Genomic DNA, 19,167 nt, shown 5'->3' on the forward strand with positions numbered 1-19,167 from the left:
ATGATTTCCTATTCTATTCGCCGCTAAATGCCATATGCATAATACTATCCGAATTAATCGCATCTCCAACCAAAGCGGAGCCAACCCTGCCATCATGCATGACTAAAACCCGATCTGACATTTGCTCTATCTCTTCCAGATCGGAAGAAATAAATAAAATTGCAACATTCTGTTCTGCGATGCTTTTTATCAGCTGATAAATATCTGCCCTAGCACCGATATCAACTCCACGGGTTGGTTCATCAATAACGAGTAATGCGGGATCGGCCTCTAAACATTTTGCAATCAAAACTTTTTGTTGGTTTCCCCCAGACAACGTCCTCACTAATTGCCCGCCATAATTAAATTTAATCCCTATCGCACGATGATAACGTTCTAAAATTGCATCTTCTTTTGCTTTATTTATCCAGAATCCCATATCGGTATAAGTCAAGCCGCAAGTATTCCATGACAACGGCGCATCCAAATATAGCCCTGAAGCTTGTCTATCTTCAGGCAGATAAACAATACCCTTATCTAACCGCTCTTTTATGCTCAGTCGGTTAATCTCTTGTCCATCAAAAATAATCTCTCCCGATTTTTCTTTTCTTAATCCATATAGCGTTTCTGCTAATTCCGTACGCCCGGCGCCAACTACACCGGCCAACCCTAAAATTTCCCCCGGATAGATTTCCAAATTAATATTCTTAAAACCTTCACCGGTTAACGCTTTGATCTGTAAAATAGGTTGATCTGTAGTTTTGATGCGATGATGACCTGGCAATTCCAACCATAATTTTTGTGATTCACTTAACTGCCCTGCTTTAGATTTAGGTTTAATCGCAGCTATAACATCATTACGATCTAATTCTCCTGTCGTACCGCTTAATGCAATAGAACCATCTCGCATCACACTAATAAAGTCGGATATCTGCCAAACTTCCGGTAATTTATGGGAAATAAAAATAATTCCTACACCTTTGGTAAGTAACGATTGGATTTTTATAAATAAACTTTCGGTTTCAACCGGTGTTAAAGAAGCTGTCGGCTCATCTAAAATTAAAATTGATGCATCACGCATCAAACCCCGCATAATTTCAACCAATTGCTGATCGGCAACTTCGAGCAATCCCGCTTGCATATCCAATTTCAAATGTGAATTCAGCTCACTAAGTAAAAGAGTCAATTTTTTTTCACTATGGCTATCCCATTTCAAGCCAAAAAGAATATTCTCTTTCACACTCAAATTAGGAAACAGCAAAGGCTCTTGCGGTACTAAATAGATCCCTAAATGATGCGCTTTATTTGGTGATAAGTTATTTTGTATCTCTCCATTTATTTCAATTGTTCCTGAATCTTGTGGTTGAATGCCCGCAATAATTTTCATTAATGTCGATTTTCCTGCGCCATTTCCACCTAGCAGCGCATGAACTTGCCCGGCGTACAACTCAAAATGGATATCTTTTAGAACTTCAACGCCAGAAAAAGACTTGCTGACACCATAAGTGGCAAGCAGCCGTTTTCTATCTGAAATATGCTCTCTTATCATCTTCTTTATCACCCTTAAGAATGAATAAATGTATTTGTATTTTTCATTTGTTCATCATCCTATAGAGTAAAAATAAAAATAACTGTGATTTAGATCGCAAAACAAGAATGAAATTAGGAAAAATTAGGAAGATTAAGGCAGTAAGCGGATACTTTGTGATCTAAATCACGCTTATACAAAAAATAAAAATGAACAATTGATAATTTTATAAATCATATGAATAATAATATTGATGGTAACAAAGGAAACAATAATGAATCATATCAAAGAAAATCTTCCTATCTCACACACTATGGGCGAAGAAGAAATACTGGCAAGAATTGCTTGGTTTTATTATCACGATAACTTAACACAGGGTGAGATTGGAAAGCGGTTGGATATTCCTCGCTTAAAAGTATCGCGTTTATTGGAAAAAGGACGCCAAATCGGCTTGATTAAAGTCCAAATTAATTCTCGTTTTAAGGGTTGCCTTGAACTGGAAGAGGCATTACGACACCATTTTCGTTTACAGCATATTCGGGTTCTGCCCGCACTTGAGCAAAATGAAATAAATACGCGCTTAGGTATCGGCGCATCACAAATGTTGATGTCCATCATGCGCCCGAACCAATTGCTCGCGATCGGTTTCGGTGAAACCATTATGCAAACAATTAAGTACAGTAACGAGTTTATCACCAATAACCAAATAAAATTAATCACGCTTTCCGGTGGGGTCGGACCTTATATGAAAGGAATTGGCGAATTAGACGGCTCTTGCAGTATCAGCATGATTCCCGCTCCGCTCCGAGCTTCATCACTTGAAGCTGCAAAATTATTTAAACGGGAAGCTTGTGTCAGAGACATTATGTTAGCCGCCGAAGCCGCTGACGTGGCAATAGTCGGGATCGGATCAACCCAGCAGAAAGGACAAGCCACCTTATTGCGTTCCGGCTATATCAATGAAGATAGCCAACAGGATCTCAGAAACAAAGGGGCTATTGGCGATATTTTAGGTTATTTCATGCAGCACGACGGTACGCTCCAACCGGATATTCCGCTACATGATGAACTCATTAGCGTTCCATTGGATAAATTAATCAAAATCCCTACGGTTATCGGTATTGCTGGCGGGGAGAATAAAGTCGAAGCTATTTTAAGCGCATTAAAAGGAAAATATATCAATTCATTAGTTACCGAAGAAAAAACGGCAAAAATGATACTGGCAAAAATCGTCTAGCCGCTAACCACTCTTTATTTTGTTAAAGCGGAAAATTGAGGAGATGTAAAATGGATAATCAATCAGATCGTTATCTCATGGCTCTTGATGCTGGCACCGGAAGTATCCGGGCTGTTATTTTTGATTTAAACGGTAATCAGATTAGTGCAGCGCAAAAAGAGTGGACTCATCTAACCGATCCTCAAATTCCCGGTTCAATGAATTTTGATTTACAAACCAACTGGCAGCTGGCAATTGACTGTATCAAACATGTTATTCAGCAAGCACAAATCGCCCCGGAGCAACTTATTTCTATCTCAACCTGTTCCATGCGGGAAGGAATTGTGCTGTATGATGATAAAAAACAACCAATTTGGGCGTGCGGTAATGTTGACGCCAGAGCAATCGAAGAAGTGCGGTACTTGAAATCATTGAATAACGGCACGTTCGAACAACAGGTTTATGAGATTTCAGGGCAAACATTGGCTTTAAGTGCTCTTCCGCGCTTGTTGTGGCTTGCCAATCACCGGCCTGAATTTTATCAAAATGTTAACGCTATCAGTATGATCAGTGATTGGTTGGCATTTATGTTAAGCGGAGAACTCGTGGTCGAACCATCGAATGCCGGCACGAGCGGTTTGCTTTGCTTAAACAGCAGAAATTGGCAGCCCGAGCTACTCGAACTGCTTGATTTAAACCCTAAAATTCTTATGCCGGTGAAAGAAACCGGGACCTTATTAGGCAATATTTTACCTGATGTCGCACAATTAACCGGATTATCGCCCAAAACCGTTGTCGTCGTCGGCGGTGGTGATGTACAACTCGGTTGCTTAGGACTCGGTATTACCGACGCGGCTCAAGCCGCTGTTATCGGCGGCACATTCTGGCAACAAGTCGTCAATCTGCCTAAAGCGGCTACCGATCCCGAAATGAATGTGCGGGTCAATCCCCATGTTATTCCGCCATTGGTACAAGCCGAATCGATCAGTTTCTTCACCGGTTTGACCATGCGTTGGTTCCGAGATGCTTTCTGTGAAGCTGAAAAACATCTTGCCAGCCAATTAGGAATCGATACTTACACTTTATTAGAACAAATGGCTGCACGTGTCCCCGTCGGATCATACGATATTGTACCGATTTTCTCCGACGCCATGCATTTTAAAGCCTGGTATCACGCGGCCCCCTCATTCATTAACCTTTCAATTGATCCCGATAAATGCAACAAAGCCGCATTATTCAGAGCATTAGAAGAAAATGCGGCTATTGTATCTTCTTGCAACTTAGATCAAGTAGAGCAATTTTCAGGCATAAAACTTTCTTCAATCGTTTTTGCCGGAGGTGGCTCAAAGGGCCATTTATGGAGTCAAATTTTAGCTGACGTCACCGGCTTAACTGTGAATATTCCAGTGGTTAAAGAAGCAACGGCTTTAGGTTGCGCCATCGCAGCTGGCGTTGGAGCAGGGATTTATTCTTCGCTGGCAGAAGCCGGTAAAAAATTAGTGAAATTTGAACGCCAACACCAACCGAATCCTGAAAACCATATCCTTTATCAAGCGCATAAAAAGAAATGGAGTGAGATATACCATCAACAATTACAACTTGTTGATGAGAATCTCACCACCTCACTTTGGAAAGCGCCGGGGTTATAATAATAAGATCGGAATACTGGCTATAGTATCGGTATTTTAGCCTTATTCCGTTTTTCTGTTTTCCTTTTTTAAACTAATTTATACTCTTTGATTATTTTACTTCTTACTAAAATTTCGTAGTATAGATGAATAAAAATTTTGGTTTTAAGGAATTTCAAATGTGCCAACTACTCGGAATGAACTGCAACACCCCGACCGATATTGTGTTTTCGTTCGAGGGCTTTCGCTGTCGTGGCGGTTTGACCGATTCGCACGCCGACGGATTTGGGATCGGCTTTTTTGAAGATAAAGGCGTGCGCTTGTTTCATGACGATAAAGCCAGTGCCACTTCGCCGGTTGCCGATTTGGTGCGTAATTATCCGATTCAGTCGAAAAATGTGATTGCGCATATCCGCAAAGCAACCCAAGGGCGGATTTTGCTTGCCAACACCCACCCGTTTATGCGTGAAATCTGGGGGCAATATTGGCTGTTTGCGCACAACGGCAATTTGAAAAACTTTCAGCCAAATGAAGGGCAATATTACCGTCCGGTCGGCACGACCGATTCCGAAACGGCATTTTGTTATCTGTTGGAAACTTTACGTCAGAAGTTCGATCACGCCCCAAGCCTTGAGCAGATTTTTACCGAAGTCAATTTGATTGCGCAACAACTGCGCCAATACGGTTTACTGAACTTTCTGTTGTCAAACGGCGAATGGCTGATTGCCCACACCGGCTCACTGTTACATTATATCGTGCGCAAAGCGCCGTTTGGCGAGGCGAAATTGGTCGATGACGATGTGCAGATTGATTTTGCTTCGGTCACCACGCCGAATGATCGGGTGGCAGTGATTGCAACAGAACCTTTAACCGATAACGAAAACTGGCAACAGTTGGCGGTTAATGAGTTGGTGCTGTTTCAAGAGGGCGAAATTGTCTTGTGCTACACGCCGGACAATCCCTATTATCCAAGCATTGCCGAAGGGTTGGAAATGGCACGGCAGGCTGTTTGACCGCTCTTTATGTCTCTTTCACTTCACGATCAACAGCGACTGCGCCATCTTAATCTGCAAATCAGCCGCCGTTTACGCAGCTGTTTGGATTTAGCCGAACGCCATTTCCAGCACACGTTTGCCATGCCGCAAGTCAATTTCAAGCTGTGCGGTGTGAAAGCCGGTGTCGCTTACCTGCAACAAAATGAAATCCGTCTGAACCGCACTTTGCTGTTGGAAAACAGCGAGGAATTTTTGCGCCAAGTCGTGCCGCATGAATTGGCGCACTTGTTGGTATATCAACTGTTCGGGCGGGTTCAACCGCACGGTAAAGAGTGGCAAATGCTGATGCAGCAGGTGTTTAACTTGCCTGCCGATACCTGCCACCAATTCGATATTCAAAACGTACAAGGCAACACTATCACCTACCGCTGCGACTGCCAAACCCACCAACTCAGCCTACGCCGCCATAATAATATCCTGCGCAATAACGTGCGCTATCATTGTCGGTTGTGCAAGGGGGTTTTGATGAAAGAAGAGGCGAAAGCGCTGGTGCGGTGATAATTTCCCTTCTCGCTTGATTGGAGATGGTGTCTAAAGGACGGATGAGGGTGAATATGCTATTCTCCCCCTCATCCTGATTTTCGCTTCTAAACGAAGCAAAAATCTGTCCTTCTCCCACTAGGGGCGAAGGACACTAGCAGCCTAACTCACTTCCGTTTCGCTCGCGGGTGGGCGGAGTCGTACACGTCGGCGAGGTGTTTGAAATCCAAATGGGTGTAGATTTGGGTGGTGGAGAGGTTGGCGTGTCCTAACAGCTCCTGCACCGCACGCAGGTCGGCGCTGGATTCCAACATATGGGTGGCAAACGAGTGGCGCAATTTATGCGGGTTTAAATGGGTCGGTAAGCCCTGCCGCTGCCCCCACACTTCCAAGCGTTTTTGAATCGCACGGTGGCTGATTCGCTTCCCACGCAAGCTGACGAACAAGGCATCGTCTTCGGGATTAAACAGCATGCGTACCGCCAACCATTTTTGAATTGCTTGTGCGGCGTAACGCCCGTACGGCAAAATCCGCTCTTTGTTGCCTTTCCCCAAGACGCGCAATTCGCGCGTGCGGCTTTGCAGATCTTGTATATTCAGCTGTTGCAATTCATTTAGCCGCAGACCGGCGCTGTACATCAATTCCATCATCGCCAAATCGCGCAGATCAATCGGTTCATTGCTGGCATTATCCAACAACTGCCCGACCTGTTCGGCTTCGATATTTTTCGGCAAACGTTTGGCTTGTTTCGGTGCGGAAACCGCGGCGGCGGGATTAACTTTAATGTCCCCTTGCGACAATAAATAATTCAGAAAACCACGCAAACTGGATAAACGCAAAGCGAGGCTTTTGGCATTCAGCCCCTGCTTACGGCTTGCTGCCAGCAAATAACGCACCACACCCGCATCCACCTGCCGCCAATTTTCAATCCCTTGCGCTTGCAACATCAGGATAATTTGTTCCAATTGATGTTGGTAATTGCTCAGGGTATGCGGGCTGAGTTGGCGCTCAATCCGTAAATAATTCCAATAACCCTGCAGCGGCTGCGAAAGTGCGGTTACGCTCATTATAATTTCTCAATCAGCCAATGATCGAGATGTTGCTCGATCATCTCGGCCAGCTGGCGCAGAAATGCGGTTTCTTGGTTGCGGTGAAAATGGCGTTCGTCTCTTGCCGCAAACAATAACACCGCGGTGTAAGGATGACGGGATTTACGTTTGCCCAACAAACAAAGCGCCACCGAGCCAACCGGAAAATCGTCCGGCAAAAACAGCAAGGTTTTTTCGCGGTGGGTCAGTGTGCCTAAATAGTGGCGCTGCAAACCGAAGCGTTCCAAACGGATAATCTCAAATGCGGTGCGATCCAACCAATTTTGCGCTTCGATTTCCTCACCCTCCACCCAACTGTCACGAAACAGCAACACCGTGCCTTTTTGCAAACCCAGTGCGGTCGTCCAGTCTTGTAATGCCGCCAAACCGTCAGGCAAGCGTTTGGCTTGTGCCAAGCGGGTTTGTAGCGGTAACAGGCTGAAAAACATGCGCTCATTGTGCTCCGCCACTTTATGAATCGTATCCAGTTCCTGTTGCTGCCGTTGCAGCTGATCGCGTTGGCGTTGCAGCTTCGCTTCCACCAGCGACAGAATACCCTTTTCCGCGTGGGTCACCTTTAGCCGATCCAACAGTTGCGGGTAATCATTGAAAAAATCAGGATTCTGCTGTAAATAATCCGCCACCGCACTTGCGCTTAATGCTTCACTCATCACAACCCCTTATAACCGAATATAACCGTCGAATAAATGGGTCGCCTCGCCGGTCATAAACAGCGGTTTACCTTCGCCTTGCCATTCGATCAACAAGTTACCACCCGGCAATGCCACTTCCACTTGTGCATCCAAAGTACCCTGCATAATGCCGACCGCCACCGCCGCACAGGCGCCGCTGCCACAAGCTTGGGTTTCGCCGGCACCACGTTCAAACACACGCAGTTTCACCTGTTTACGGTTTAAGATTTGCATAAAACCGATGTTGGCACATTCCGGAAAACGCTCGTGACTTTCCAACAAAGCACCCAAGCGTTGCACCGGTGCAGCCGCCACATCATCAACCGTTAAAACACAATGCGGATTGCCCATCGACACCACCCCGCATAACACCGTTTCCAACTCGGTGCGCAAGATATAATTTTTTTCAAATTTATTGGCAGTAAACGGTACTTTTGCCGGTTCCCAAATCGGCTCGCCCATATTGACCCGAATTTGTTCGTCCTCTTTAATATTCAATACCATTTTGCCTTTGGCAGTGCTGACGTTAATCTCTTTTTTATTGGTTAGCCCTTTCAGTTGCACAAAACGGGCAAAACAGCGCGCGCCGTTGCCGCATTGCGCCACTTCGCTACCGTCGGCATTAAAAATACGGTAGTGAAAATCCATATCCGGATCATACGGCGGCTCGACCAACAACAGTTGATCAAACCCCACGCCACGGTGCCGATCCGCCAAACGGCGAATGGTGCTCTCCGGGAAAAACACATTTTGGGTGATGCCGTCCACCACCATAAAATCGTTTCCCAAGCCGTGCATTTTTGAAAATTGCATAGTTTATCCTTAAATTTAAGTTATGCCCGCATTATAGAACCAAGATAAGGGAATGTCTAAATGATTCATGCGCCGACAGTTTGCTAACGCCCGCCATTATGATAGGATTCTGACAATGCTTTTCATCGGTGGATCCTATATGCAAAATCTTAAAAAAGTACAAGCCATGCGCGTGGCAGGATTGGGCTGTGTGCTCACCATTGCCGTGATCGGCTTTTTTCTCTTTTCCCTGCCTAGCGCACAACTGATTGATCATCTGACCGCACTTGGTGCTTGGTTCGGCGCCGGCACTACGATTGGTATCTTTGCCTTAGCGTGTTTACCGATATTGGTCAGCACATTGTGTTACTGGATTTATTATTGGCTGAAAAGCTGAGTTCATCATGGCAAAACTCTATTTTTATTACTCCACCATGAATGCCGGCAAGTCCACTACCTTGCTGCAATCTTCCTACAACTACCGAGAACGGCAAATGAACACGCTGGTTTACACTGCGGCAATTGACGATCGCTTCGGCAGCGGCAAAGTGACCTCGCGCATTGGCATCAGTCAAGAGGCGTTAGTTTTTACTGACAAAACCGATTTATACCAGCAAATCAAGCAACAAATTCAACAACAACCGCTGCATTGTATCTTAGTTGATGAAGCGCAGTTTTTGACTAAATCTCAGGTGTATCAACTGAGCGATGTCGTCGATAAACTACATATTCCGGTATTGTGTTACGGCTTACGTACCGATTTTCAGGGTGAGCTGTTTGAAGGCAGTCGCTATTTGCTTGCTTGGGCGGATCAGTTGGAAGAGCTGAAAACGATCTGTTACTGCGGACGCAAAGCCAATTTTGTACTGCGCTTAAATGCTGAGGGAGAGGTGGTCAAAGCCGGCGAACAAATCCAAATCGGCGGCAATGACCGTTATCTGTCTGTTTGCCGACGACATTATAAAGCGCGGTTAGGCAAGTAGCGGAGGAACTAAAAAACCCGCTAAATCAGCGGGTTTTGTCTGTGTAATGAATAAGGATTAATACAAGATTCTTGAGGCTTCGAACCAATCCGCTTTAAACGGGCGCTTCATATTGGTGATGGCATCAATAATATCGTGGTGTACCAGTTTCTCATTTTGAATACCGATACAACGTCCGCCGATACCCTCTTTCAACAACTCGACCGCATAAACCCCCATACGCGAAGCCAAAATACGGTCAAAGGCGCAAGGCGCACCGCCGCGTTGCACATGCCCTAAAATCGTAGCCCGGGCTTCCAGTTTAACGCGCGATTCGATTTCTTTTGCCAACTCATTAACATCACAAATATGTTCTGTGATGGCGATAATGGCGTGGCGTTTCCCTTTGTGGAAACCGTATTCGACTTTCTTGATCAAAGCTTCACGCTCAAACGGACGCTCCGGCACGACGATAAATTCACAACCGCCGGCAATCGCTGCGCCTAAGGTTAAATCGCCGCAATGGCGCCCCATAATTTCGATAATCGAAACGCGTTGGTGCGAACTGGAAGTATCGCGCAAACGGTCAATCGCTTCCAAGGCGGTTTCAAGTGCGGTTTGGAAACCAATGGTATAATCCGTGCCGGCAACATCATTGTCAATCGTGCCGGGAATCCCGATACAAGGAAAACCGTATTCTTCGGTAATCAATTTCGCGCCCATATACGAACCGTCCCCGCCGATTACGACTAAAGAATCAATCCCGTGTTGACGCAAATTGTCCACCGCTTTGGCACGAATTGCCGGATCTTTAAATTCAGGGAAACGCGCCGAGCCTAAAAATGTGCCGCCGCGCCCGATAATATCGGAAACGGAAAAACGCTCTAATTTTTTGATTTCGTTATGATAGAGTCCTGAATATCCATTATATACGCCATAAACTTCTATGCCTTCAAACAGCGCTGCTCGCACCACGCCGCGAATTGCCGCATTCATGCCCGGGGCGTCGCCGCCGCTGGTTAAAATAGCAACTTTCTTTACCATGTTGAGTTACCTTCTATTTAATTTTGATTGAAAAATAATTTTGTGTGTAGGGTACACGATCCCTGGTTTACTCTCTATAGGAAAATGATTTTTTTCTGATTTTTTCTTCAGCCGTTAACATTTTATCAATTTTATGTTGCGATTTTATGACAAATACAAAACACTTCAGATTTTTTGCAATGTTTGTTCTTTTTGCACCACTGAGGTCGGCTCTTGGTGAATGATAATATCCGACATCGGGAATGCCATTAATAGTCGATTTTCGAGGTTATCCGTGATTTGATGTGCTTTCCACAACGGCAGATTATCGTCCAGTTCCAAGTGCAACTGGATAAACCGAATCGCGCCCGAACGACGGGTGCGCAAATCATGAATACCGATAATTTCCTGCTGGCTGGAGGCAATTTCCCAAATGGTTTCAATTTCCTTCTCCGGCAAAGTGCGGTCAAGCAGCAGTTGGATCGATTCAAACAGCATTTTGAGGGCATTCGCCAAAATATACAGCGCAATCAGCAGCGCAAAAATCCCATCGGCGTAAATATAGCCGAAGGCACTCAAACCCAATGACAGCAAGACGGCTACATTCATCAACAGATCGGTTTCATAGTGCAGTTTGTCAGCGCGAATTGCCGGGCTCTGAGTGTTACGAATGACATAAGTTTGATAGCGGATTAGCGCCAAAGTAAATATTAAAGCAATCACGGTGACGGCAATCCCGATGGAGGCGGATTGCAGCGGCTGCGGGTTAATGATGCGCTCAATACCTTGTAACAACAACAAGATCGCAGAACCGGAAATAAACGCGCCTTGAATCAGCGTGGCTAACGATTCCGCCTTGCCGTGTCCGAACGAGTGGTTGTCATCGGCAGGCATCAGTGAAAAACGCAGAATAATCATACTGGTGAACGAAGCAAGCAGATCCAACAACGAATCAGTGATCGACGCCAGCATGCTGACGGAGCCGGTCTGCCACCAAGCCACGCCTTTGATTAAAATCAGGCTAAGTGCGGTGCAAACGGCCAACACTGAAGCGCGGCGTACCAAACGTCCATATTTTTCATGCATAATCAATCACCCCACTTTTAATTACACTGCCATGTCCACGGCTGTTGTTGCAATTGTTGTAAGATTTTATGCGCCTTTGGATAAATTTGCCGTTGCAGAAAAGCCTGTTCTTTCGCTTTTGCCTGCGGTTTAGCGTTCACACCATAGCTATATTGAAATTCTAAAAAGCCGCAATCCGCCATATTCCGCCCCTTCGCCAGTTCGACGCCCCAATAGGCAAAACGCTCGCTCGGGCGGTAAACCAGTTGCGAATATAAGGTCTCATCCGTAATCGACATTTCGGCCAAGGTATTATCGCTTTGCTGATAACTTTTTTGCCGCAGTTCCAAGCGTTGCCGCAGGCTTAACTCCTGTTTATTACGGTCGAAAAACAGCACGGCTTTTTCCCTTGAGCCGCTATTGCCGTTCGGGTGATAGACATAGCGCACCATTTCCACTAAATCGACGCTTTTACCACGTTGGAAAGTTTTGCCATTGAATTTGATCTTTTCCGGTGCTTGGAAGGTTTTACTCTGTTCAACCGACGAGCAAGCGCTGAACAATAAGCACAACGCCAATAAAAAAACGGATTTGATCGCCATGGGTTAATCCTGTGAATCGCGTTTAAATACCAGTTCGTTGCCAGCGGAGGCGCTTTCGTCAAACCAATAACCGCCCAAATCAAAAGATTTCAGATCGTTCACCGTCGAAATGCGGTTTTGAATTAAATAACGGCACATCAAACCGCGCGCTTTTTTGGCATAAAAACTGATCACTTTATAGTTGCCGTTTTTATAATCGAGGAAAATCGGCTTGACAATCCGTGCCTGTAATTTTTGCGGCTGTACCGCTTTAAAATATTCGTCCGAAGCCAGATTGATTAAAACGTCATCGCCTTGTTGCTCAAGTGCGGTTTGCAATTGTGCGGTGATCACGCCGCCCCAAAAATCATACAGGTTTTTACCGTTCGGATTGGCAAGTTTGGTGCCCATTTCCAAACGGTACGGTTGCATTAAATCCAGCGGTTTCAACAAGCCGTATAGACCCGACAGCATGCGCAAATGTTGCTGTGCATAGCGCACTTCATCGGCACTCAGGCTGTCGGCATCCAAACCGGTATAAACATCGCCTTTAAAGGCGTAAATTGCGGCTTTGGCGTTGGTTGGGTTATGCGCCAATTGCCACTCGGCAAAACGTGCCGCATTCAGCCCCGCCAGCTTATCGCTGATATGCATGAGCGAGCCGATTTGTGCCGGGGTCAATGCACGGCACACCTCAATAAGTTGTTGGCTATATTGGGTTAATTCCGGTTGGGTAAAATCAAATGCGGGAATTTCAGACTGAAAATCCAAGGTTTTTGCCGGGGAAATAATCGCGAGCATAAGGCTTCCATAGATAATGACAAACAGGGTGCGATTATAACAGATTCGCACCGATTCTCTACCGCACTTTTATTATGGGTAATGCTATTTCAGCTGCAACGGCAAGCGCCAATCAATCGGCGTTTGTTGATGTTGTTGTAAATAAGCATTGGCTTTGGAAAAATGTTTACAGCCGAAGAAACCGCGATATGCCGACAACGGCGACGGATGCGGTGCGCTCAAAACCAAATGGCGTTGGCGGTCGATAAACTGCCCTTTTTTCTGCGCGTGGCTGCCCCACAGCAAAAAGACCAAATGGTCGCGATGTTGGTTCAGTTGCGCAATCACTTTATCGGTAAAGGTTTCCCAACCGAAATTGGCGTGCGAATGTGCCCGCCCCTGCTCCACCGTCAGCACAGTGTTGAGCAATAACACCCCTTGCTGCGCCCAGTGTTGCAGATAGCCGTGCGGCGGAATCTCAAAGCCCTCAATATCATCGGCCAGTTCTTTATACATATTGACCAACGACGGCGGCGGTGCAATGCCCGGTTTGACCGAAAACGCCAACCCATGCGCCTGATTGGCGCCGTGATAGGGATCTTGCCCTAAAATCACCACGTTGACTTGTTCAAATTCGGTTAAACGAAAAGCGGTAAACACTTCGTCATGCGGCGGATAGACCGTTTTACCGCTCTTTTTCGCATTTTCGACTTGTGCCAAAATAGTTAAAAAATAGGGTTGTTGCTTTTCCGCGCCGATCGCTTCTGTCCAGGTTTTCATTCGTCTTCCCTTACTGATTTGCTGTTTTGAAAATTATAGGCAAAGGCAGTCAAAAAACCTAGCCTTGATTTTAAAACCCGCCTTATTTTTGTTATTAAAATGTAATCAAAAAACAAGTATTAAGTTAAATTAAGCAGGCGTTCCGATGTTATTTTTTGACTTAAATCAAATATCCGATTTTATCAAAAAATAACCAGTTGTTCTGGGTCAATTATCCCCAAAAATATTTGAAAATTTAAACAAGGGTGATAAAATTCTGAGCAGTAAACTTAATCCGTCCACGATAATATTGGAGTCTATTATGATCAAAGGTATTCAAATTACACAAGCGGCAAACGACGCGTTATTAAACTCTTTCTGGTTATTGGACAGCGACAAAGGCGAAGCCCGTTGCTTATGTGCCAAAGGCGATTACACTGAAGACCAAATCGTTGCGATTAACGAATTAGGTCAAATCGAATACCGCGAATTGCCGGTTGATGTGGCGCCGACAGTCAAAGTGGAAGGCGGTCAACACTTGAACGTCAACGTATTGCGTCGCGAAACCTTGGAAGATGCGGTGAATAACCCTGAAAAATATCCGCAATTAACCATCCGTGTTTCCGGTTATGCCGTACGTTTCAACTCTCTGACTCCGGAACAACAACGCGACGTGATTGCGCGTACTTTTACCGAAAGCTTGTAATTTTTCTTTTAGCTTCACATTTTAAACGCACGGCAATATGGTCGTGCGTTTTGCATTTCTGACACCGATTTTAACTTGTATAAAATCCAAAATAGCTGATAATACTTAAAGTTGCCTAACGGCAGCTTTGAAATTGCTGACAAACTTACTTCTCTCCCTCCGCGTGCGGAGGGAGTACTATTTTTCGCAAGAAAAATGGGGAGGGAGGGATAATATGAAAATGCAACATATTCATTTTTAACATTCTTTATGCCTCCCTCCGTCCTTAGGACACCTCCCTCCGTATACAGAGGGAGGGAAATGATTAGAGAAAGAGACTTTGTCATCAGCCTGAAAGCTGCCGGACGGCAGCTTTTTTATCTTATCCGTTATTGTGGAGTTTTTTATGACGAATCCGTCACTGCCCGACATCGGCAGCCCGATATTTTATACCGTATTTTCAATTGTGGTTGCGATCATGCTGCTGATTGATCTATTCAGCCTGAAAAAGAGCGGGGTGCATAAAGTCAGCGTGAAAGAAGCGATGTGGTGGAGCGTGGTGTGGATCAGTGTTTCGGCGTTGTTTGCCTTATGGCTCTATTTTGAACTCGCCGGCAATCCGGCATTCGGCAGCAAAATTGCCGGTGAAAAAGTGATGGAATTTCTGACCGGTTACGTGTTGGAAAAATCGCTGTCGGTCGATAACTTATTCGTATTCCTGATGATCTTCAGCTATTTCAAAGTGCCGCCGCAATATCAGCATAAAGTGCTGTTGTATGGCGTACTCGGCGCGATTGTGATGCGTGCGGTGATGATCGGTATCGGTGCGATGTTAATCCGTGAATATGAGTGGATTTTATATATTTTCGGTGTATTCTTGATTTATAGCGGTTTCAAAATTTTCACTGCGAAAGAAGGCGGTGAAGGCGAAGATTTCTCCCGAAACTGGCTGCTCAACTGGCTGCGCCGCCATTTACGCCTCAGCAGTCAATTTGACGGCGAAAAGTTCCTGACCATCGAAAACGGCAAAAAGGTGTTTACGCCGTTGGTATTGGTGCTGATTATGGTCGAGCTGAGCGATGTGGTGTTTGCGGTCGATAGCATTCCGGCGGTCTTTGCCGTCACCACCGATCCCTTTATCGTGCTGACTTCGAATATTTTCGCCATTCTCGGTTTGCGTGCGATGTATTTCGTACTAGCGGACATTGCCGACCGTTTTGTCTATCTGAAATACGGATTGGCGGTGATCTTGATTTTTATCGGTATCAAAATGCTGTTGGTGATGGCGGGCATTCATTTGCCGATTGTGCTGTCGATGAGCTTTGTATTCCTGATTTTAATCCTGTCGGTTGTCTTGTCGCTACGCAAGAAAATGCTCTAATTCTCCGATAATAAGCTAAAAAACCGCACTTTGCCGTTCAAATGCAAAGTGCGGTATCTTCAGGCTATCCGTGCGTTAAAACGCTAATGCTCGGTCGCCGTTTTCGTCTTTAATCCGATTCGGCAAGCCCATTTGGTTCAACAGGTTAAGGAACGGTTTCGGATCCAGTTCCTCCACATTGACCATCTTCGCCACATCCCACACGCCTTGTGCCACTAGAATCGCAGCAGCAACCGGTGGTACGCCGGCGGTATAGGAAATGCCTTGGCTGCCCACTTCTTCATAGGCTTCTTTATGATCCGCCACGTTGTAGAGAAAGACTTCTTTTTCCTTACCGTCTTTCCGACCTTTGGCAAGCGTGCCGATACAGGTTTTACCGGTGTAATCCGGCGCCAGTGAAGAGGGATCAGGCAGAACCGCTTTCACCACTTTTAATGGGATCACTTCCAAGCCTTCTGCGGTGGTCACCGGCTGTTCCGACAATAAGCCTAAATTTTTCAGCACGGTAAATACATTAATATAATGATCGCCGAAACCCATCCAGAAACGGATATTCGGCACGTTTAAGTTTTGCGACAGCGAGTGAATTTCATCATGCCCTGTCATATACGAGGTTTGCTGGCCGACAACCGGCAGGTCGTCCGTCCGCTTGATTTCAAACATTCGGTTGCTGGTCCATTGGCTGTTTTGCCAACTCCAGACTTGCCCGGTAAATTCACGGAAATTGATTTCCGGATCAAAATTAGTGGCGAAATAACGCCCGTGGCTGCCGGCATTAATATCAATAATATCAATGCTGTCGGTTTGATCTAAGCACTCGTTGACCGCAACGGCGGCATAGGCATTCACCACGCCCGGATCAAAACCGACACCTAAAATAGCGGTAATCTTATTCTTTGCACAGATTTCACGGCGTTGCCATTCGTAATTATTGTACCACGGTGGGGTTTCACAAATTTTATGCGGTTCTTCGTGGATTGCGGTGTCAAGATAAGCTGCGCCGGTTTCGATACAGGCTTGCAGCACCGACATATTGAGAAATGCCGAACCGACGTTGATCACGATTTGTGCTTCTGTTTCTTTGATGATCGATTTGGTTGCTTCGATATTGAACGCATCAAGTTCAAAGCAGGCAATTTCAGCGGGAATTTTAAAGGCATTTTTTTCACGCACGCTGTTGGCGATGTCTTGGCATTTGCTAATGCCGCGTGAAGCAATGGCGATAGAACCTAAAATATCGTTGTGTTGGGCGCATTTATGTGCGACGACTTGAGCCACACCACCGGCACCGATAATTAAGATGTTTTTTTTCATGTTTGCATAATCCTCCTTAATGTCAGATTACCACCGCACTTTTGATTTCAAAGTGCGGTCATAACCGGCATGACGTTTAATCTTGCCAACTCGGCAAGACCTGATTGATTCGTTGAAACCACTTGCAATAACGCAAAACGGTTAAGACAAGCTGTCAACGTAATCGTCAAAATTGAATTGTTTGATTAATTTAATCTCACCATTCAATTCTTTCATGGCAATGGACGGCATATTGACGCCATTGAACCAATTCTTTTTCACCATGGTATAACCGGCGGCGTCGCAGAACGACAGGCGATCGCCGATTTTCAACGGTTGTTCAAACCGATATTCGCCGAAAATATCGCCGGCAAGACAAGATTTGCCACAGACCATATAGTGATAATCGCCCTGATTCGGCTGTAGCTTAGCGGTTTGGCGATAAATCAGCAAATCCAACATATGCGCTTCGATTGAGCTGTCGACAATCGCCAAATCTTTGCCGTTATGTAAGGTATCCAACACCGTCACTTCCAGACTGGTGCTGAGGGTGATCGCCGCTTCGCCCGGTTCTAAATACACCTGCACGCCGTATCGTTGGGCAAATTGTTTTAGGCGGTCGGCAAATTGATCGAGCGGATACCCTTCACTGGTAAAATGAATGCCGCCGCCCAAGCTGACCCAATCCACTTGCTGCAGAAGTTCGCCAAATTCGTTTTCGATATGCTTTAACATCTGATCAAATCGGTCAAAATCGCCGTTTTCACAGTTGTTGTGGAACATAAAACCGTTAATCAGCGGCAGTACGTCACGAATTTTATTGATGTCCCATTCGCCTAAACGGCTGTGCGGACGCGCCGGATCCGCCAAGATAAAATCAGAGGCGCTGACACGCGGATTGACGCGCAAACCGCGCTGAATATCTTGTGCTTGTTGAGAAAAACGCTGTAACTGGCTGATAGAATTGAAAATGATTTTATCCGCGTTGGCAACCACCTCGGCAATTTCCGCGTCGCTGTACGCCACGCTATAGGCATGGGTTTCGCCGCCGAATTTGCGCTGTCCCAATTTCACTTCATACAACGAAGACGAGGTTGTGCCGTCCATATACTGACGCATAAAATCAAACACGCCCCAGGTGGCAAAACATTTCAACGCCAACAAAGCTTTCGCCCCGGAACGCTCACGCAGATAGGCAATTTTCTGCATATTTTTCAGTAATTTGCTTTTATCAATCAGATAATACGGCGTGGCTAATTCAGTCATTTTTCTTTTCACATTCTATAAAAAAATCGGTTGATTAAGAGAAACTCTCAATCAACCTATTGATACTATTATATATTTACTTTACTCATTGTAGAGCGGATTAGGTTAATTACCAGCCCTTCACCACAGAGTCTTTAAACTCCGCTTTCGCTTTTTCATACACGGCTTCGGAATTATAAGCTTTGACAAAGTTTACCACATCTTGATCGTCTTTGTTGTCTTCGCGTGCCACAATGATATTCACATACGGCGAATCTTTGTCCTCCACGAAAATCGCGTCGGTGCTTGGGAACAAGCCTGCTTGTCCGGCATAAGTATTATTGATGACCGCTAAATCCACTTCCGGCAATACTTGTGGTAACAACGGTGCTTCTAATTCGCGAATTTTCAGTTTTTTCGGATTGTCAACGATATCAAGTGCGGTCGGGGTTAATCCCGTACCCTCTTTCAATTTCAGCAACCCTTGTGCTTGTAACAATAACAAGGCACGTCCGCCGTTAGTCGGATCATTTGGAATCGCCACGGTTGCCCCGTCTTTCAGTTCATCAAGTTTGCTGATTTTTTTAGAATATGCCGCAATCGGGTAAACGAAAGTATTACCGACAATCACCAACCCTTTCAAACCACGCGCTTCCACTTGCGCATCCAAATACGGTTTGTGTTGGAATGCGTTCGCATCAATCGATTTTTCTTCCAATGCCACGTTCGGAGTGACATAGTCGGTAAAGGGTACAAGTTCAACCTCTAAACCGAATTGATCTTTCGCCACTTGTTTTGCGACTTCGGCAACGGAGAATTCCGGACCGGTTTGAATGCCCACTTTAAGTTTGCCGTCTTTAGCCAATGCTGAACCGGAAAATGCAACAGCAGTAGCCAATGCGGTCAAGGTGAAAATATTTTTTAATTTCATGGTA

At 45.5% G+C, this 19,167-nt stretch carries 20 protein-coding genes; 8 read left to right on the forward strand and 12 right to left on the reverse strand.

The genetic code is table 11. The features are described 5' to 3' along the window. Positions 1–13: 13 nt before the first annotated feature. Complete coding sequence (gene lsrA / locus ACWA50_RS00260; RefSeq protein ID WP_431054255.1) at positions 14–1,525, reverse strand: autoinducer 2 ABC transporter ATP-binding protein LsrA; 1,512 nt, start codon at positions 1,523–1,525, stop codon at positions 14–16. Positions 1,526–1,781: 256 nt separating this feature from the next. Here lsrA and lsrR point away from each other — a divergent pair, with 256 nt between their 5' ends. The 4 genes from lsrR to ACWA50_RS00280 all read left to right on the forward strand — a co-directional run bounded on the left by lsrR (position 1,782) and on the right by ACWA50_RS00280 (position 5,904). After that, positions 1,782–2,744 carry a transcriptional regulator LsrR gene (gene lsrR, locus ACWA50_RS00265; protein ID WP_431053262.1) on the forward strand — a complete coding sequence of 321 codons (963 nt, stop codon included), beginning with the start codon at positions 1,782–1,784 and terminating at the stop codon, positions 2,742–2,744. Positions 2,745–2,794: 50 nt separating this feature from the next. Then, a complete protein-coding gene (lsrK, locus tag ACWA50_RS00270) occupies positions 2,795–4,372 on the forward strand; it encodes an autoinducer-2 kinase (RefSeq protein WP_431053264.1) in 1,578 nt (525 codons plus the stop codon). A gap of 158 nt (positions 4,373–4,530) precedes the next feature. Then, on the forward strand, positions 4,531–5,364 hold the full coding sequence (locus ACWA50_RS00275; RefSeq protein WP_431053266.1) for a class II glutamine amidotransferase: 834 nt from the start codon (positions 4,531–4,533) through the stop codon (positions 5,362–5,364). A gap of 9 nt (positions 5,365–5,373) precedes the next feature. Then, positions 5,374–5,904 (forward strand): SprT family zinc-dependent metalloprotease, encoded by a 531-nt coding sequence (locus ACWA50_RS00280; protein WP_431053268.1) that lies wholly within the window; start codon positions 5,374–5,376, stop codon positions 5,902–5,904. 149 nt (positions 5,905–6,053) lie between these two features. On the opposite strand, the gene xerC is transcribed toward ACWA50_RS00280, so the two are convergent. The 3 genes from xerC to dapF are packed head-to-tail and all read right to left on the reverse strand — an operon-like array spanning position 6,054 to position 8,479. Further along, on the reverse strand, positions 6,054–6,953 hold the full coding sequence (xerC, locus tag ACWA50_RS00285; protein ID WP_431053270.1) for a tyrosine recombinase XerC: 900 nt from the start codon (positions 6,951–6,953) through the stop codon (positions 6,054–6,056). Then, the gene (locus tag ACWA50_RS00290) at positions 6,953–7,645 is read right to left on the reverse strand and encodes a DUF484 family protein (RefSeq protein ID WP_431053272.1); all 693 of its coding nucleotides are present in this window, start codon (positions 7,643–7,645) and stop codon (positions 6,953–6,955) included. Before ACWA50_RS00290 ends, xerC begins: the two co-directional genes overlap by 1 nt. Before the next feature lie 9 nt (positions 7,646–7,654). Next, a complete protein-coding gene (gene dapF, locus ACWA50_RS00295; RefSeq protein ID WP_431053274.1) occupies positions 7,655–8,479 on the reverse strand; it encodes a diaminopimelate epimerase in 825 nt (274 codons plus the stop codon). A 139-nt stretch (positions 8,480–8,618) separates the two neighbouring features. Between dapF and ACWA50_RS00300 the strand changes: the two genes are divergently transcribed. Both ACWA50_RS00300 and ACWA50_RS00305 read left to right on the forward strand, forming a co-directional pair. Next, positions 8,619–8,855: a hypothetical protein gene (locus ACWA50_RS00300; protein WP_431053276.1), complete on the forward strand. Its 237-nt coding sequence runs from the start codon at positions 8,619–8,621 to the stop codon at positions 8,853–8,855. Between the two features lie 7 nt (positions 8,856–8,862). After that, complete coding sequence (locus tag ACWA50_RS00305) at positions 8,863–9,441, forward strand: thymidine kinase (protein ID WP_431053278.1); 579 nt, start codon at positions 8,863–8,865, stop codon at positions 9,439–9,441. Positions 9,442–9,498: 57 nt separating this feature from the next. Here the strand turns inward: ACWA50_RS00305 and pfkA are convergent, their stop codons facing one another. The 5 genes from pfkA to ung form a co-directional block, all read right to left on the reverse strand. After that, positions 9,499–10,464 carry a 6-phosphofructokinase gene (gene pfkA / locus ACWA50_RS00310; RefSeq protein ID WP_431053279.1) on the reverse strand — a complete coding sequence of 322 codons (966 nt, stop codon included), beginning with the start codon at positions 10,462–10,464 and terminating at the stop codon, positions 9,499–9,501. A 165-nt stretch (positions 10,465–10,629) separates the two neighbouring features. Continuing rightward, positions 10,630–11,529 carry a cation diffusion facilitator family transporter gene (locus ACWA50_RS00315; protein ID WP_431053281.1) on the reverse strand — a complete coding sequence of 300 codons (900 nt, stop codon included), beginning with the start codon at positions 11,527–11,529 and terminating at the stop codon, positions 10,630–10,632. A 17-nt stretch (positions 11,530–11,546) separates the two neighbouring features. Beyond that, on the reverse strand, positions 11,547–12,110 hold the full coding sequence (locus tag ACWA50_RS00320) for a hypothetical protein (protein WP_431053283.1): 564 nt from the start codon (positions 12,108–12,110) through the stop codon (positions 11,547–11,549). A gap of 3 nt (positions 12,111–12,113) precedes the next feature. Beyond that, a complete protein-coding gene (yaaA, locus tag ACWA50_RS00325) occupies positions 12,114–12,890 on the reverse strand; it encodes a peroxide stress protein YaaA (RefSeq protein WP_431053285.1) in 777 nt (258 codons plus the stop codon). Between the two features lie 84 nt (positions 12,891–12,974). Beyond that, entirely contained in the window at positions 12,975–13,649 is a 675-nt protein-coding gene (gene ung / locus ACWA50_RS00330) for a uracil-DNA glycosylase (RefSeq protein WP_431053287.1), read from the reverse strand. A gap of 301 nt (positions 13,650–13,950) precedes the next feature. On the opposite strand from ung, the gene grcA reads away from it, so the two are divergent. Continuing rightward, on the forward strand, positions 13,951–14,334 hold the full coding sequence (grcA, locus tag ACWA50_RS00335; RefSeq protein WP_431053289.1) for an autonomous glycyl radical cofactor GrcA: 384 nt from the start codon (positions 13,951–13,953) through the stop codon (positions 14,332–14,334). Positions 14,335–14,719: 385 nt separating this feature from the next. Next, positions 14,720–15,694, forward strand: a complete 975-nt coding sequence (locus ACWA50_RS00340) for a TerC family protein (RefSeq protein ID WP_431053291.1) — start codon at positions 14,720–14,722, stop codon at positions 15,692–15,694. A 75-nt stretch (positions 15,695–15,769) separates the two neighbouring features. Here ACWA50_RS00340 and ACWA50_RS00345 read toward each other — a convergent pair whose 3' ends face one another. The 3 genes from ACWA50_RS00345 to ACWA50_RS00355 all read right to left on the reverse strand — a co-directional run bounded on the left by ACWA50_RS00345 (position 15,770) and on the right by ACWA50_RS00355 (position 19,163). Then, a complete protein-coding gene (locus ACWA50_RS00345; protein ID WP_431053293.1) occupies positions 15,770–17,008 on the reverse strand; it encodes a saccharopine dehydrogenase family protein in 1,239 nt (412 codons plus the stop codon). 141 nt (positions 17,009–17,149) lie between these two features. Beyond that, the gene (nspC, locus tag ACWA50_RS00350; protein ID WP_431053295.1) at positions 17,150–18,253 is read right to left on the reverse strand and encodes a carboxynorspermidine decarboxylase; all 1,104 of its coding nucleotides are present in this window, start codon (positions 18,251–18,253) and stop codon (positions 17,150–17,152) included. A gap of 109 nt (positions 18,254–18,362) precedes the next feature. After that, the gene (locus ACWA50_RS00355) at positions 18,363–19,163 is read right to left on the reverse strand and encodes a MetQ/NlpA family lipoprotein (RefSeq protein WP_431053297.1); all 801 of its coding nucleotides are present in this window, start codon (positions 19,161–19,163) and stop codon (positions 18,363–18,365) included. Positions 19,164–19,167 lie beyond the last annotated feature (4 nt).

The sequence above is a fragment of the Testudinibacter sp. P17/SS/0325 genome, assembly GCF_053570765.1.